Source organism: Pseudoalteromonas sp. G5_S1_54_S4 (assembly GCF_054968565.1).
Map to the genome: position 1 here is coordinate 20,757 of NZ_JBQKUL010000033.1, position 15,531 is coordinate 36,287.

Genomic DNA, 15,531 nt, shown 5'->3' on the forward strand with positions numbered 1-15,531 from the left:
AAATGCTCAACTTTCCATTTTATTTGTATTCATCACACTGATGAATGAAACCAGGTCGCTATGTTTAAAACATAACGTCGAATTTGTTTATCATTGCCCACACTTTTTTTACACACGCGTACACCGTCTCTAAAACCATTGTTTTAAATTGAGATGCAAAAAATAAATAGTATTAACCCAATAAAATTGGATTGTACTAACTAAAAAAATATAAAGTGTTGTTTATGTATCGCTGTAAAAAGCTGTGTGCGGCTTTTTTATTAACAACATACATAGAGCCTCTTAAGTCTGGTACACCAACAGATAGGGTGATGACTTAAGGACCGAGATTTAACCGCCACGATGGGGATTAAATATTGAAAGGTAATAATTCAACTCAAACTTTAATTTATGTGCGTTACGCAGATAAACACCTTGAGCAAAACTATACCAAAGAGTTCGGTAAATGATATTTTATGCTCGAACATTATAAAACATCGCTGAAACAATCACTAAGAGAGTTCAGATGTTTATATCTAACACGTTTACTTACTTAAACAACAAACTTTATTAGATAACTAATTATTCGAACACGAAGTATAATACGTTAAAATAGCCGCTTAGATCAAGGCTAAAATTAAAGCTAAATAGGTCATAACAGACAAGGCATGCACATTTTGCAATAGATATCATAAAGTTAGACTACTATAAATAGTAATTATAGAGACTATAACTTTGATAACACTCTCACAAAAGACGTTAACACTAAATAAATAAACATTATTTATTAGCTAAATTTAATTTACACGTGTATACCCACTGTATTACTGGTTGGTAACCGTTATACTTTTAAACATTATTAAAATTAAGGAGTTTTTACTCTATGTCAGCAATTTATATAGCCGGTATTGCACTGTGTTCAGTGTTAGCCCAATGGGTCGCTTGGGCGTTTAGAGTACCCGCTATTCTGTTTTTATTGCTTACAGGGCTTTTATTAGGGCCATTTAGTGGCGTATTAGACCCTGATGCATTATTAGGTGATTTACTTTTCCCTGTGGTCTCTTTGAGTGTCGCTGTGATTTTATTTGAAGGGTCCTTAACCTTACATTTTCGAGAACTTAAAGGGATCAGTAAAGTCGTCAGAAATCTCTGCTCTATTGGTATGCTTACAACTTGTATTGTTATTAGTTTTAGCGCCTATTGGTTACTCGAGTTAAATTGGCGAGTTGCTGCAGTACTTGGCGCAGTGCTTGTTGTTACGGGGCCAACCGTTATTGCTCCATTACTTAACTCGATGCGACCTACCCAGGATATCGATCGTATTTTACGCTGGGAAGGCATAGTAATAGACCCCATTGGCGCTTTATTTGCAGTACTAGTGTTTGAAGCCGTAATGCTGGTTGGTCAGGGTGAAGTACTTAGCCACACTATCGTTGCACTGGTTAAAACCGTTGGCGTTGGTTTAAGTATTGGTGTGGTTTCGGGTTGGATCACGACGCAACTAATGCGCCGAGAATGGCTGCCATTTGAGCTACATAAGTTTGGTATTTTAGCGTTAGTGTTAATTAGCTTTTCTATTTCAAACCACATAAGCCATGAGTCAGGCTTACTGGCTGTGACGGTGTTTGGCATTTGGTTAGCTAATCAAGATGACTTGGAAATAGATTCGGTACTCGAGTTTAAAGAAGATTTGTCGATGATTTTAATCTCGACTTTATTTATTTTATTGGCCGCAAGACTACAACTCTCTGATTTAATGATGCTCGACAGCGACGTATTTATATTTTTAGCTATTGTGCTATTTATCGCCCGCCCATTGTGTATTGCTATTTCAACCTTTGGTACAGACTTACCGATGAAATCGCGCCTAGTACTTGCTTGGATTGCACCTCGCGGTATTGTTGCAGCAGCTGTTGGTTCAGTATTTGCGCTGAGTATGATGGAAGCGGGAGTGGCCGATGCCGAAAAAATGGTGCCACTCATATTTACTGTTATTATTGTTACTGTGGTACTGCAAAGCTTAACGGCTATCCCTGTTGCGAAACTACTTGGAGTGCGTCAACCATCCCCTAATACTATTTTAATCATTGGTGCAAACCATGTATCGCGTGCAATTGCACGTGGCTTAAAAGAGCAAAATATTCCTGTTCATCTATCAGATCCTGCTTGGGAGAACTGTAGAATGGCGCGTATGGATGGCCTGCCTTGTTATTACGGTAACCCGCAATCGGAGCATGCTGAACGTTATTTACCTTTAACCACGATTCGCAGTGTTTTAGCGCTTTCACCTAATCGCCACCACAACGCATTAGGGGTGCAGTACTTCTCTCATTTATTAAATGAAAAAAATGTATTTTCACTACGTTCCTCTTCTTCGCACGCCAAAGCAAATAAAGACAGTGCGACGTTTTTATCACGACAAATTCTGTTTGGTGAGAACGGCGCATATGCACGCTTAAGCAGTGTTATTGCCAAAGGCGGTAAAGTGAGTGCAACACGTATATCTGAAGAGTTTAGCTGGCAGCAGTATTTAGAAATGAATCCTGAAGCGATCCCACTGTTTATTCTCAAAGGGGATAAAGACAGTGATGAAGACGCACCAGTGAAAATGAGGCCTTTTACCAGTGATATGGAAAAGCCACCACAAGAGGGTGAACGAGTAGTTGCATTGCAACCGCCTAAAATATCGCTATTAAAAGATCCGGCCAATAACAAAGCCAAAGACAATAAAAAAGACGAGTAATAACTAAAAAGCGAGAGTGCTAAAAAAGCACTCTCGCTTTTTTATTTACAAACCTGAACTCTGATTAAAAGATTTACTAACATATTAAATCATAGTCATAATTAGGTTTATTTTCTCTAGCTAGAGTTTAGGTTACATTGGTAAGCGCGCGCGGGTAACGACACTAGCTGGCATTTTTTCAGCAAGTTTAGTTAATGCTCGCTCTATTTTTTTATGTGTCGCTTTATCGGCTACCGTGGTGTTAAACAGCCAACGATAAGCATCTTCAAAGTCTCTTGGACTACCATAGCCTTGATTAAACAAGCCCACTAATCGTAGTTGCGCTTTTAAGTTACCTTGCGCTGAGGCCTCACGTAAGTAGGTGATTGCCATTGTTTTGTCTTTTTGTACTAACTGCCCAACGTCGTAGTAGCGACCTAGTTGCTCTAATGCAGCCGCTAAGCCCTGCTCAGCCGCTTTTTTCATGTAATACACACCCAAAGCTACATCACGTTCAACACACACCTTGTAGGCGAGCATATCACCGTATAAAAATTGATACGACGGCAATGCCATTTTATTGGCTCGTGCTTCTATATCTTGCACTAACTGGCAATTATCTGCCTTCACGCGGGCTAGATGAGTGTTCTCATTAATTAAAGCTATTAACTCAGATTCGGTATACAGCGGCACAGCTGCAGGGCTTTCTTCAGCTAAGCTATTGCTTATATTAAATAAAGAAAGTGTAAGTAGTGATAATGACCACACTGAGCAACGAGAAGATAAACGCATATTAACCACTTTAAAAATAAACTTACCAAATAATATACAAAGATCGTTCCACTATTAATAGGTGTGCTTTTTTATAGGCATAAAAAAAGCTGCACATGGCAGCTTCTTTTCAACATAAACCCAATTATGCAAATGGGCTACGAAGTATCATGGTTTCAACACGATCTGGACCTGTAGAGATAATATCAACAGGGACGCCCGTGATTTCTTCAATACGTTTAATGTAATCAATTGCTGCTTTAGGTAAACCTTCAAGCGATGTTACACCCACGGTATTTTCAGACCAACCAGGCATTTCTTCGTATACTGGTGTTACTTTATCGTAACCTTCAGCCGCTAATGGCGTAACGTTAGTCACAGTACCATCTTCAAGCTTATAACCAGTACAGATTTTAAGTGTTTCTAAACCGTCTAGAACGTCAAGTTTAGTTAAACAAAAACCTGAAATGCTGTTAATTTGAACTGCACGGCGCATAGCCACTGCATCTAACCAGCCAGTACGACGTAAACGACCAGTAGTAGCACCAAACTCATGACCTTTGTCACCTAAATGCTTACCTACTGGGTCTTGTTTTTCAAGGCCATCGTAAAGCTCTGTAGGAAAAGGACCTGAACCTACACGTGTTGTGTACGCTTTAATGATACCTAGTACATAATCAAGGTGTAATGGGCCAAAACCCGCACCTGTAGCAACGCCACCAGCAGTAGTGTTTGAAGATGTAACATAAGGATAAGTACCGTGATCGATATCAAGTAATGTACCTTGTGCACCTTCAAATAAGATGTTGTCACCGGCTTTACGCGTTTGATCTAAAAGCTCAGTTACATCAACTACCATTGCTTTTAAGATGTCAGCAACAGCCATTGCGTCATCAAACGTTTTTTGAAAATCTACTGCATCTACTTTGTAGTAGTTCACTAATGTGAAGTTGTGGTATTCCAATACTTCTTTTAACTTAGTAGCGAATAATTCAGGATTGAATAAATCGCCAACACGTAAACCACGACGTGCTACTTTATCTTCATACGCTGGACCGATACCACGACCCGTTGTACCGATTGGTTTATCGCCACGCGCTGTTTCGCGAGCTACATCTAATGCAACATGGAAAGGCAATATTAGCGGACATGCTTCACTGATTAAAAGACGTTCGCGTACTGGTACGCCACGCTCTTCAAGCATGCCAATTTCTTTCATTAGCGCTTCTGGTGATAAAACAACACCATTACCAATCACACATTTAACATTGTCACGTAATACACCCGATGGAATAAGGTGTAGAACTGTCTTTTCACCGTCGATCACTAAGGTATGGCCAGCGTTATGACCACCTTGATAACGAACTACTAAAGATGCTTTATCTGTAAGGAGGTCAACTACCTTACCCTTACCTTCGTCACCCCATTGGGTGCCTAGTACAACAACGTTTTTACCCATTGCAAATTCACTTAGAGAAAATTAGGACGAGATTTTACCAGAAAACTAAAGCAAAGTTCACCCCGTTTAGCTTATTTTTTCCTCGTGCCCTTAGTAAACATCAGTGTTTAGCTAATAATCACATAAATAACAGTGATTTATAAGATTAAAATTCAGATAACAAAAAGCCCTGCAATTGCAGGGCTTTTTAAATTTAACTAAAGCTGTGATTACTGAGCTTTCGCACCTTTCATGTATTGGAAGAAGTCGCTATCCGGTGATAACACCATCACGTCTTGCTTTCCTTTGAAAGTTTGCTTGTAAGCTTCTAAAGAGCGAACAAAGCTAAAGAACTCAGGGTCTTTATTATAAGCACTAGCGTAAATCGCAGCAGCATCAGCATCGCCTTGACCACGAACAGAACGCGCATTACGTTCTGCATCAGCAAGCATTACTGTTACACGGCGGTCAACACCTGCACGAATCGTTTCTGCTTTTTCCTGACCTTCAGAGCGGTGCTCTTTAGCAACGGCAGTACGCTCAGCACGCATACGTTGGTAAATAGAGCTACTCACCTCTTGAGGTAAGTTAATTTGCTTAACACGTACATCAAGTACTTCAATACCCAGCTCACTAGCACTTTCAGAGGCTTGTACTAACGCTTCTTCCATCAGCTCGCTACGTTCACCCGATACAATTTCACGAATAGTACGCGTACCAAAGTTAGTACGTAGGCCATTATTTACTTTTTGCTTAAGCAGTGTTTCAGCGTATTGCTTATCACCACGTGCACGCAGGTAAAAAGAGCTAAAGTCGTTAACACGCCATTTTACAAACGAATCAACAATTAAGTCTTTTTTCTCGCTAGTTACAAAGCGATCCGGTGTGCCATCTAGCGTTTGAATACGCGCATCAATGCGGCGCACTTGGCTAAAAAATGGCACTTTTAGATGTAGACCTGGACCATAAACTACCGCTTGATCATCGCTGTCTTTTTGTACTTTACTAAATAAAAGTACAATCGCCTTTTGGCCTTCAGAAACCACAAATACTGACGAGAAACACATTACAATGGCAGCTAATAGGATTACTAAACTAAAGTTTTTCATTATGCTTATCTCCCGTCGTTGAAGCGATCATTGTTAAAGCGATCATTACCACTATTAACAGTGCTGTTACGTGACGTATTTACCTTGTTACGTAAATCGTTAATATCGCTTGAGCTAGGTAAAGCAACGCGTGTTGATGAACCCTGTTTTTCCATGATTTTATCAAGTGGTAAATACATCATGTTGTTACCGCCCTTAACGTCAACCAATATTTTAGAGCTATTACCTAATACTTCTTGCATTGCGTCTATGTATAAACGCTCGCGTGTTACTTCTTTAGCTGCTTGGTATTCTGGAAGTAATTTCTCAAAACGAGCCACTTCACCTTGCGCTTCTAAAGTAATACGTTCTTGGTAACCTTCAGCTTCTTGCGTCATACGAGTCACCTGACCACGCGCACGCGGTTCAATTTCACGGGCATACGCTTCGGCTTCACGAATAAAGCGTTGCTGATCCTCTTGGGCCGCAATTGCATCATCAAACGCATCTTTAACTTCCATTGGTGGACGAGAGTCCTTGAAGTTAACGTCAGTTACGATTAAACCTAAGTTATAAGGTTCGATGATTTGATTTAGCTCATCCCAAGTATTTTGACGTACAACTTCACGGCCGTTAGTCAGTACTTGGTCCATTTTTGAATGGCCAACAACATAACGCAGCGCACTATCTAATGCTTCTTCAAGGCTGCTGTCAGCGTTAGTGACACTAAACTTGTATAAGTAAGGGTCGATTACTCGATACTGCACTTCAAATTCAACGCTTACTACGTTTTCATCTTCGGTTAGCATAAAGCCTGATGCTGATAACGAGCGAACAGCTTCGATATCGACTGGAATAACCGTTTCAACAAAGGTCATTTTCCAACGCAAGCCAGGATCTGCAATTCGGTCAAACTTACCAAATTGAAGAACGACGCCGCGCTCAGCTTCTTTCACCGTATAAATACCGCTTAACGCCCATACAATTGCAGCGATAATAAGTACAAATGAAATACCGGCTCCGCCAAGTCCACCGCCGCTACCATTGCCGGATTTTCTACCGCCAAATAAGCCGTTAAACTTGTTACTGAATTTACGGAACACCTCGTCTAAATCAGGTGGGCCTTGATCACGTCCGCCTTTGTTATTCCACGGATCTTTGTCATTGCCATTATTACCCGGTTCATTCCAGGCCATAGCTATACTCCATTGTTATCTAAATAAATTCGGAAATTGTGTTAAATCTAACAAATCTTATGCATTTCTTATACTAAAACCGACATTAATCTTTCAGTTTTTAGTCGCAGCTAATAAAACTTTCAATCTCTGGGCCAAAATCTTTAATCAAACGATTCCACTCAATCATAGGTAATCGCACATCTAGCAACCAATTACCTTGCTCATCAAAACGTTCGTTATGTACTGCACTTAAGTTAAATAAAGATGCTCTTAAACGTCCATACTGAGGAGCCAGTATTAAAGTTTCACTCAACATCTTTTTAGCTAGTAGGTCACTAATAGCCTCACTTAGCAGCTCGCAACCTTCACCTGTTTTTGCTGATAACCATATCCTTATAGGTTGGCCTTCGTCATCGCGATCAATACGTGGGGTTACATCATCCAGCGCATCAATTTTGTTGTATACAAGTAATTGCGGTACATCATCAGCTTCAATTTCTTTGAGTACTTCTTGTACCTGTTCAATATTTTCTTTTCGACGAGGGTCGGCTACATCTATCACGTGTAATTGTAAATCAGCCTCTCGCGTTTCTGTCAGCGTTGCTTTAAATGCAGCCACTAAGTCATGCGGTAAGTGGCGAATAAACCCTACAGTATCCGCTAAAATAACCGAACCAACATCGCCAATATCTAATTTGCGTAAGGTTGGGTCTAGTGTTGCAAACAACTGATCAGCGGCATACACATCAGAATTTGTAATACGGTTAAATAAGGTTGATTTACCCGCATTAGTATAACCCACTAAAGAAACCGTTGGGATCTCATTACGAGTACGTGCTCGTCTACCTTGCTCACGTTGTACGCCAACTTTAGCCAAACGGGCGCGTATATTTTTAATACGTGCACGTAATAAACGTCGATCGGTTTCTAACTGCGTTTCACCAGGACCACGTAAACCAATACCGCCTTTTTGGCGTTCAAGGTGGGTCCAACCTCGGATTAAACGAGTCGACATATGACGAAGCTGCGCTAACTCAACTTGAAGTTTACCTTCGTGAGTACGTGCGCGCTGAGCAAAAATATCAAGGATAAGTGTGGTTCTATCAAGCACCCGACATTGGCAAACACGCTCTAAATTACGTTCTTGAGACGGACTTAACTGATGGTTAAAAATGACAACATCGGCATTGTGGATTTTGACAATTTCAGCTATTTCTTCTGCTTTGCCGGTACCGACAAATAGCTTCGGATGTGGTGCTTGACGGCTGCCTTGCACAACCGCCAAACTACTAACACCAGCAGAAGATACCAACATTTCTAATTCGTGGAGATCTTCACGATCCCCCTCTTTAGGTAAGTCGATATGGACTAAAATTGCCTGTTCGCCAGATTCATAGCGGTCAAACAAGCATTACGCTCCTAATTTAAAAGTTTCCAGCTTCAGGTTCTTCAGTGTCTTCATTTCCCTGAACACCTTGGAAGTTGACTGCGCGTGCAGGTACAACTGTAGAAATTGCATGTTTATACACCATTTGGTTAACAGTGTTTTCCAGTAAAATTACAAATTGGTCAAATGACTGAATTTTACCTTGTAATTTTATGCCATTTACCAAAAAAATTGATACTGGAATGCGCTCACGGCGTAGTGCATTTAAAAATGGGTCTTGTAACGATTGGCCTTTTGCCATGTTATTATTCCTTCGTTCTAGGTGTTATTATAATTAAGTGGCTGAACTGATTTAACAAAGATAAATTTTGTCCAACTACTACTAGCTTAGCGAACTTACTACACGATGCAAGTTTTCTTCATCACCTGTTGTTAACCATGTAACATCAGGCCAGCTTCTTAACCACGTTAATTGGCGTTTAGCCAATTGACGTGTGGCTGCAATGCCGCGAAAAATCATTTCATCATGATCAATTTCACCCGCAAGGTAATCCCACATCTGTCTATAACCTACACAACGAATAGAAGGCATATTGGGATGTAAATCCTCACGTAGATATAGGGTCGAAACTTCTTTTTCAAACCCCTGTTCAATCATTATTTTAAACCTTTCTTCAATTCGATGATGTAATTCACTGCGATCATCGGGTGCAATTGCAAATTGATGAAAAGTATAGGGTAATGCTGGCTGCTTTTGCTTTTGCAATTCAGTCATCGTTTTACCTGTTATACGGTAAACTTCCAAAGCACGATTAATTCGCTGCGAATCATTTTCACTCATCTTTTGTGCGGCTTGCGGATCAACTTTAACCAGCTCTTGATATAAATGTGGCCAACCGTACTGTTTCGCCTGTACTTCAAGCTCAGCTCTAACGTTTGCATCGGCCTCAGGTAATGGCGACAACCCATCAATTAGCGCTTTGAAGTACATCATTGTACCTCCAACCAATACAGGCACTTTACCTTGTTGATGAAATTTATCAATTTTTTCTATAGCATCACGTCTAAAATCAGCAACCGAATACGTTTCACTCGGATCAAGTAAGTCAATTAAATGATGTGGGGCACGAGCTAATTCGTCGGCATCAGGCTTAGCCGTACCAATATCCATACCTTTATAAACAAGCGCAGAATCAACGCTAATAATCTCAGTATTTAAATACTCACACAGTGAAATTGCCAATGCTGTTTTACCAGCAGCGGTTGGGCCCATTAAAAATATGACCGGTAAATTACTCAACACGAATACCTTAATTAAATTGCGTTAGATAAGAGTTTAGATCTATTTTAACTGCTTTTTCTCGCAAGCGTTCAATTGTTTGCGGATTATTTTGTAAGCGCGCTTGCTGCTCTAAAAAGACATTGCTCGCATAGAACCGTGCGGGAATTATATTTACCTGCCATTGTAGCCATTCATCAATACTTGCTAACTGAGCCTTACATCCCTCAAGCAATGCACCTATTGCAGCACTTACATCTAATAAGTACAGACTTGTAGGCAGCTTCTTTACCATAATAAACTGCTTTTCTATTAATAACTCAAAACCTAGTAAGGTAAACCAAGACTGCTGAGCAGCAAGAAGCGCCGTGTCTTGTTTTGATACGTTAACACGCACAGGCAATAGAAGTGCTTTACCTTCAAGGCTGCCGTGCTCTTTTATTTGTGTATGCCAATCATCCGCTAATGTGTATTTAAAGTGTGAACAATAAAGTTGATTTTCATTATTGAACACGCAAACGCCCTTTTCAATGCTTATTATATCGACAGTGCGCAGTGCTGTATCTGATACTTGCGTCTCATTAGATTGTACAAATGCTGCCGCAGTATCAAAGTGCTGCGCTTGTTGCTCATTCACGCCCTGATAAAACGCATTCACATCATGGTAATTTTGGCTTTCAATACGCACCTGTCTACCCGCACCTTGACGACTGCCACTATAAGAGGCATTACTTGTAGATGGCGAATGACTTGGTTGTAATGACGACTTAGGATAATCAAAAAGTTCACTATTGGTCGTGTGTTCTTGGTTAAACGATGTAACCGGTGATTGATGCGTGTGAGCGGCTGGCGAATTAACAAACTCAGCTTGAAGTGGCACCACAACTTGTTTGATAGCTTGTAAAATAAAGTCATGTACCAAACGACCTTGATGAAAACGTACCTCATGCTTTGCCGGGTGCACGTTAACATCCACTTGGCGTGGGTCTATATCAATGTAAATCACAAATCCGGGAAGTTCTTGCTCGCCACTGACCTCTTCAAATGCTTGACGAATAGCATGCAGAATAAGTTTGTCGCGCATCATACGATTATTTACATAGGTATACTGAGTAGTATTAGCCGATCCAACTGGCAATACCCAACCGTGTAGTTGCAACCCAGTCTCACCCGATTGAATATGCAATCCTTGCTCAGCAAACGCTTTACCCGCCACTTGTGCGACTCGTGTAATCGCTTGAGCGGGATCAGCTTTAGCGCGATACTGGCGCACCACTTTTTCATTATGGGTTAATGTAATTGATACATCAAAACGGCTCAGCGCAATACGCTTAATAAGCTCATCAATATGACTAAATTCGGTTTTTTCAGTGCGTAAAAACTTACGTCTCGCTGGGGTGTTAAAAAATAAATCTTTAACTTCAATTGTGGTACCGCTAGGGTGAGCAACCGGCTTTACCTCTACGGCCATATCTCGGCCTTGTGCAAAGGCTTGCCACGCAGCTTCTTGATTTTCCGGTTTAGAGCTTAAGGTTAAGCGAGATACCGAACTAATAGATGCTAAGGCTTCCCCCCTAAAACCAAGAGAACAAATATTTTCTAGGTCGTCTAAGGACTTTAGTTTACTGGTTGCATGGCGAGAGAGCGCTAATGTGAGCTCATCCTTTGCAATACCCGCTCCATTGTCGCGAATACGAATTAACTTGTGGCCCCCGCGTTCAATATCTATTTGAATACGTGTCGCGCCTGCATCAAGGCTGTTTTCTACTAACTCTTTAACCACCGATGCGGGACGCTCAACAACTTCACCCGCCGCAATTTGGTTTGCTAAGCGCGCAGGTAATATTTCAATACTCATAACAACCTTAAATGTGTGCGCTTTTAAAATTAACTCTGAGGAATATCAAGTTCCTGACCAATAAATAGCGTATTTGAACTGAGCTTATTAACTTGTTTTATTTTACTGATACTCACGCCATATCGACCTGCCAACATGCTCAGTGACTCACCAGGACGTACTTTATGTTTTGTTGGGTATTGAGACTTTAATGACGCAAACAGTGAGTCGTCAGGCGGGTTACGTAAATAGTAATTTTTAATTGAGGTAAACATGGCTTTAGCTAAGCGCTCTTGATGATTGGCACTTTTAAGCAGTCGCTCTTCACGTGGATTAGAGATAAACCCAGTTTCAACCAAAATAGACGGAATATCTGGCGACTTTAATACTGCAAGGCTGGCATGTTGCGGCTCTTTTTTATGAAGTTTAGCCACCTTTCGTAGCTCTTTAACTACTTCCTCAGCCACGTTTAAGCCGGTTTTCATGGAGTGATCCATCGACATATCAAGCAAGGCTTGCGCTAAGTACTTTTCATTTGCAGCATCTTTAATTACATCGGCAGCACCGCCAAGTAACTCAGAGTGTTTTTCTTTATCCTCAATCCATTTACCAATTTCTGAATTGGCACGTCGCAGCGACAACACCCATACAGAAGCACCATTTGGCCCAGGGCTGGTAAACGCATCTGCATGAATAGAAACAAAAAAGTCTGCTTTTTTCTGACGTGCGCGGTTAGTCCGTGTATTGAGTTTTACAAAGTAATCGCCACTGCGAACCATACGCGAAATCATGCCTCGCTCAGCATCAATCATCCGCTCTAAACGCTTGGCAATTTGCAGTGTAATGTCTTTTTCGTAAGTGCCTGACGGGCCAATGGAGCCAGGGTCTTCACCGCCATGCCCTGCATCAATAGCAATTACAATATCGCGCTCTTGGCTTAATTGGCGTTTTTTAGCCGCCGTTTGCGCAGGGGTAATTGCACCTTTAGCTTGGCTTTTATCGTATAAATCGACCACCAATCTATTTTTATAAGGGCCTGTGGGAGCTAATGCAAATATAACCGGTTTAACTGGCCCATTTAATTCAAACACTAAACGCACGCTGTGTTTATTTTTAGGTTTCGAGTAACGTAACTTACTAACAATTTGGTGTTTTGGTGGCACACCTGGCAATGTTTTCAACTCATCAGTGTTTTCTAAATCAACCACTAAACGGCTTGGATTTTTTAGCATAAAGTAGCTGAAATCGGGTTTATCGTCGAGATCAAACACCACCCGGGTGCTATCAGGGGATGGCCAGACACGCACACTATTAATAGTGTTTTGCGCCCACAATGGCAAGCTCACTGTAAAAACCATGAGGTAAATAAAAAGTTTAACTAAACCACGACTCATTTTGATAATCACTGCCTTAACTATTTTATTATCTATTATTTAGTTTTTCGACAATTGCTACACCACGCTCACTCGCACTGTTAATAACAATTTTACGCTCATCACCTACATAACTTAGCGTAGCATTTAGATCGGGAACAGGAATAAATTCTCCGCCTTTTTCCGGCCACTCAACAATACAAGTTGCCGTTTCTGAAAAATAATCACGAATTCCCATAAATTCAAGCTCTTCTGGGTCACCTAATCGGTATAAGTCAAAATGATAGACATTGCCACGCACAAGCTCGTAAGGTTCAACAAGTGTATAAGTGGGACTTTTAACCTTACCTGTATGACCAAAACCTTGCACTATACCGCGAGTAAATGTCGTTTTACCGGCCCCCAAATCACCATGCAAATAAATAACTGCGCCCTGTTCTATTATGGCAGCTAATTTATTACCCATAGCAACAGTGGCATTTTCATCGACTAAATGAAAATCAAAACTACACGACATGATTACCTCAAAATTTACGAAAAGCGCATATTTGTTAATCATACCAGATTATTTATTTAAGGTGATACTGCCTCTTTTTTAAAGATAAAAAAACCGGCCTGAGCCGGTTTTTAATTAGCATAGACTTTACAGCCCTAATTTCTTCTCAAGGTAGTGGATATTTGTACCACCGTTTTTGAAGTTTTCATCTGCAAGAATGCGTTTATGCAATGGCGTATTCGTTTTAATACCGTCGATTACCAACTCATTCAATGCATTACGAGCGCGAGCAATAGCAACATCACGGTTTTCACCGTAAGTGATCAGCTTACCAATCATAGAATCGTAATGTGGCGGTACCGTGTAATCAGCATAAATATGGCTGTCCCAACGAATACCTAAACCACCAGCTGGATGAAAGCGAGTGATTTTACCTGGTGATGGAATAAAGGTTTCAGGGTCTTCAGCATTTATACGACACTCAATAGCGTGGCCACGAATAACAACGTCGTCTTGAGTGAATGATAATGGCTGACCAGCGGCAATTTTTAGCTGCTCTTTGATTAAATCCACACCGGTAACCATTTCAGTCACTGGGTGTTCAACCTGAATACGGGTATTCATTTCAATGAAGTAAAACTCGCCGTTTTCGTATAAAAACTCAAACGTACCTGCACCACGATAACCAATTTCGATACACGCACGTGTACAACGCTCACCAATGAACTTACGTACTTCTGCAGTAATCCCTGGTGCTGGCGCCTCTTCCACTACTTTTTGGTGGCGACGTTGCATTGAACAATCACGCTCACCTAGATGAACCGCGTTACCTTGACCATCGGCCAATACTTGCACTTCAATGTGGCGTGGGTTTTCAAGGAATTTTTCCATGTAAACCATGCTGTTGCCAAAGAACTGCTTAGCTTCTTGCTGCGTAAGCGCAATCGAGTTGATTAACTCAGCTTCGTTGCGTACAACACGCATACCACGACCACCACCGCCACCAGCTGCTTTAATAATTACCGGGTAACCAATACGCTTAGCAATTTGCATGTTGCGTTCTTTATCATCCGATACCGGACCATCAGAACCTGGCACACATGGAACACCGGCTTTACGCATCGCTTCGATAGCTGATACTTTGTCGCCCATTAGGCGAATAGTGTCGCCGCGAGGACCAATAAATACAAAGCCACTTTGCTCAACTTGGTCGGCAAAGTCGGCATTTTCAGCAAGAAAACCATAACCTGGGTGAATAGCGACCGCATCAGTTATTTCAGCTGCGGCAATAATGCGTGGAATGTCTAAGTAACTTTCAGTTGCTGCTGGTTTACCAATACAGATGGTTTCATCTGCTAGTAATACGTGCTTAAGATCGCGATCCGCCGTTGAATGCACAGCAACCGTTTTGATCCCAAGCTCTTTGCAGGCGCGCAATATACGAAGTGCAATTTCACCTCGGTTTGCAATGACTACTTTATCTAACATGAGAGTTGGCCTTTTACGTTGCGCTATTATTCAATGATGAATAAAGGTTGATCAAATTCTACTGGCTCGCCGTTTTCTACTAAAATAGCTTTTACTGTACCGGCTTTATCTGACTCAATTTGGTTCATCATTTTCATTGCTTCAACGATACATAATGTGTCGCCAACTTTAACCTGTGAACCGACTTCAACATATGCTGGCGCTTCTGGAGAAGCTGCTGCGTAAAAAGAACCTACCATAGGTGATTTAACTTGGTGTCCTGTAGGACCTGCCGCTGGTGCTTCAGACTCTGCTACAGGTGCTGCTGGTGCAGCCGCAGGAGCGGGTGCTGGAGCATATTGCTGTGGAGCAAATTGCGCGTATGCAGGACCGGCACTCATGTTGTTACGGTTAATACGTACTGATTCTTCACCTTCAGTGATTTCTAGTTCTGCAATACCTGATTCTTCTACTAATTCAATTAGTTTTTTGATCTTGCGAATATCCATAAACGAC

At 41.2% G+C, this 15,531-nt stretch carries 13 protein-coding genes; 1 reads left to right on the top strand and 12 read right to left on the bottom strand.

The annotated features are described in order from the left end of the window. Positions 1-862 precede the first annotated feature (862 nt). Positions 863-2,722, top strand: a complete 1,860-nt coding sequence (locus tag ACTRWE_RS12975) for a cation:proton antiporter (protein ID WP_013466020.1) — start codon at positions 863-865, stop codon at positions 2,720-2,722. 132 nt (positions 2,723-2,854) lie between these two features. Here the strand turns inward: ACTRWE_RS12975 and ACTRWE_RS12980 are convergent, their stop codons facing one another. The 12 genes from ACTRWE_RS12980 to accB all read right to left on the bottom strand — a co-directional run bounded on the left by ACTRWE_RS12980 (position 2,855) and on the right by accB (position 15,524). Next, positions 2,855-3,493, bottom strand: a complete 639-nt coding sequence (locus ACTRWE_RS12980; RefSeq protein WP_054202658.1) for a tetratricopeptide repeat protein — start codon at positions 3,491-3,493, stop codon at positions 2,855-2,857. Between the two features lie 124 nt (positions 3,494-3,617). Beyond that, positions 3,618-4,931: an adenylosuccinate synthase gene (locus tag ACTRWE_RS12985; protein ID WP_024601937.1), complete on the bottom strand. Its 1,314-nt coding sequence runs from the start codon at positions 4,929-4,931 to the stop codon at positions 3,618-3,620. Positions 4,932-5,140: 209 nt separating this feature from the next. After that, positions 5,141-6,019 (bottom strand): protease modulator HflC, encoded by an 879-nt coding sequence (gene hflC / locus ACTRWE_RS12990; protein ID WP_013466023.1) that lies wholly within the window; start codon positions 6,017-6,019, stop codon positions 5,141-5,143. 5 nt (positions 6,020-6,024) lie between these two features. Then, positions 6,025-7,194, bottom strand: coding sequence for an FtsH protease activity modulator HflK (gene hflK / locus ACTRWE_RS12995; protein WP_138765202.1), 1,170 nt, complete (start codon positions 7,192-7,194; stop codon positions 6,025-6,027). Positions 7,195-7,294: 100 nt separating this feature from the next. Next, the gene (hflX, locus tag ACTRWE_RS13000) at positions 7,295-8,584 is read right to left on the bottom strand and encodes a ribosome rescue GTPase HflX (RefSeq protein ID WP_138765203.1); all 1,290 of its coding nucleotides are present in this window, start codon (positions 8,582-8,584) and stop codon (positions 7,295-7,297) included. 16 nt (positions 8,585-8,600) lie between these two features. After that, the gene (gene hfq, locus ACTRWE_RS13005) at positions 8,601-8,864 is read right to left on the bottom strand and encodes an RNA chaperone Hfq (RefSeq protein ID WP_013466026.1); all 264 of its coding nucleotides are present in this window, start codon (positions 8,862-8,864) and stop codon (positions 8,601-8,603) included. An 81-nt stretch (positions 8,865-8,945) separates the two neighbouring features. Beyond that, the gene (gene miaA, locus ACTRWE_RS13010; RefSeq protein ID WP_462880127.1) at positions 8,946-9,863 is read right to left on the bottom strand and encodes a tRNA (adenosine(37)-N6)-dimethylallyltransferase MiaA; all 918 of its coding nucleotides are present in this window, start codon (positions 9,861-9,863) and stop codon (positions 8,946-8,948) included. Between the two features lie 10 nt (positions 9,864-9,873). Continuing rightward, entirely contained in the window at positions 9,874-11,700 is a 1,827-nt protein-coding gene (gene mutL, locus ACTRWE_RS13015; protein WP_138765205.1) for a DNA mismatch repair endonuclease MutL, read from the bottom strand. Between the two features lie 29 nt (positions 11,701-11,729). Beyond that, positions 11,730-13,073, bottom strand: a complete 1,344-nt coding sequence (locus ACTRWE_RS13020) for an N-acetylmuramoyl-L-alanine amidase (protein ID WP_024601933.1) — start codon at positions 13,071-13,073, stop codon at positions 11,730-11,732. A 28-nt stretch (positions 13,074-13,101) separates the two neighbouring features. Then, complete coding sequence (gene tsaE, locus ACTRWE_RS13025; protein WP_013466030.1) at positions 13,102-13,569, bottom strand: tRNA (adenosine(37)-N6)-threonylcarbamoyltransferase complex ATPase subunit type 1 TsaE; 468 nt, start codon at positions 13,567-13,569, stop codon at positions 13,102-13,104. A gap of 126 nt (positions 13,570-13,695) precedes the next feature. Next, on the bottom strand, positions 13,696-15,036 hold the full coding sequence (accC, locus tag ACTRWE_RS13030) for an acetyl-CoA carboxylase biotin carboxylase subunit (RefSeq protein WP_013466031.1): 1,341 nt from the start codon (positions 15,034-15,036) through the stop codon (positions 13,696-13,698). Between the two features lie 26 nt (positions 15,037-15,062). Continuing rightward, the gene (accB, locus tag ACTRWE_RS13035; protein WP_024601932.1) at positions 15,063-15,524 is read right to left on the bottom strand and encodes an acetyl-CoA carboxylase biotin carboxyl carrier protein; all 462 of its coding nucleotides are present in this window, start codon (positions 15,522-15,524) and stop codon (positions 15,063-15,065) included. Between the last annotated feature and the right edge of the window lie 7 nt (positions 15,525-15,531).

Excerpts from the sequence above, each read along its gene's own strand:
- ACTRWE_RS12975 (WP_013466020.1), top strand. The coding sequence starts at position 863 with ATGTCAGCAATTTATATAGCCGGTATTGCACTGTGTTCAGTGTTAGCC.
- ACTRWE_RS12980 (WP_054202658.1), bottom strand. The coding sequence starts at position 3,493 with ATGCGTTTATCTTCTCGTTGCTCAGTGTGGTCATTATCACTACTTACA.
- ACTRWE_RS12985 (WP_024601937.1), bottom strand. The coding sequence starts at position 4,931 with ATGGGTAAAAACGTTGTTGTACTAGGCACCCAATGGGGTGACGAAGGT.
- hflC (WP_013466023.1), bottom strand. The coding sequence starts at position 6,019 with ATGAAAAACTTTAGTTTAGTAATCCTATTAGCTGCCATTGTAATGTGT.
- hflK (WP_138765202.1), bottom strand. The coding sequence starts at position 7,194 with ATGGCCTGGAATGAACCGGGTAATAATGGCAATGACAAAGATCCGTGG.
- hfq (WP_013466026.1), bottom strand. The coding sequence starts at position 8,864 with ATGGCAAAAGGCCAATCGTTACAAGACCCATTTTTAAATGCACTACGC.
- mutL (WP_138765205.1), bottom strand. The coding sequence starts at position 11,700 with ATGAGTATTGAAATATTACCTGCGCGCTTAGCAAACCAAATTGCGGCG.
- ACTRWE_RS13020 (WP_024601933.1), bottom strand. The coding sequence starts at position 13,073 with ATGAGTCGTGGTTTAGTTAAACTTTTTATTTACCTCATGGTTTTTACA.
- tsaE (WP_013466030.1), bottom strand. The coding sequence starts at position 13,569 with ATGTCGTGTAGTTTTGATTTTCATTTAGTCGATGAAAATGCCACTGTT.
- accC (WP_013466031.1), bottom strand. The coding sequence starts at position 15,036 with ATGTTAGATAAAGTAGTCATTGCAAACCGAGGTGAAATTGCACTTCGT.
- accB (WP_024601932.1), bottom strand. The coding sequence starts at position 15,524 with ATGGATATTCGCAAGATCAAAAAACTAATTGAATTAGTAGAAGAATCA.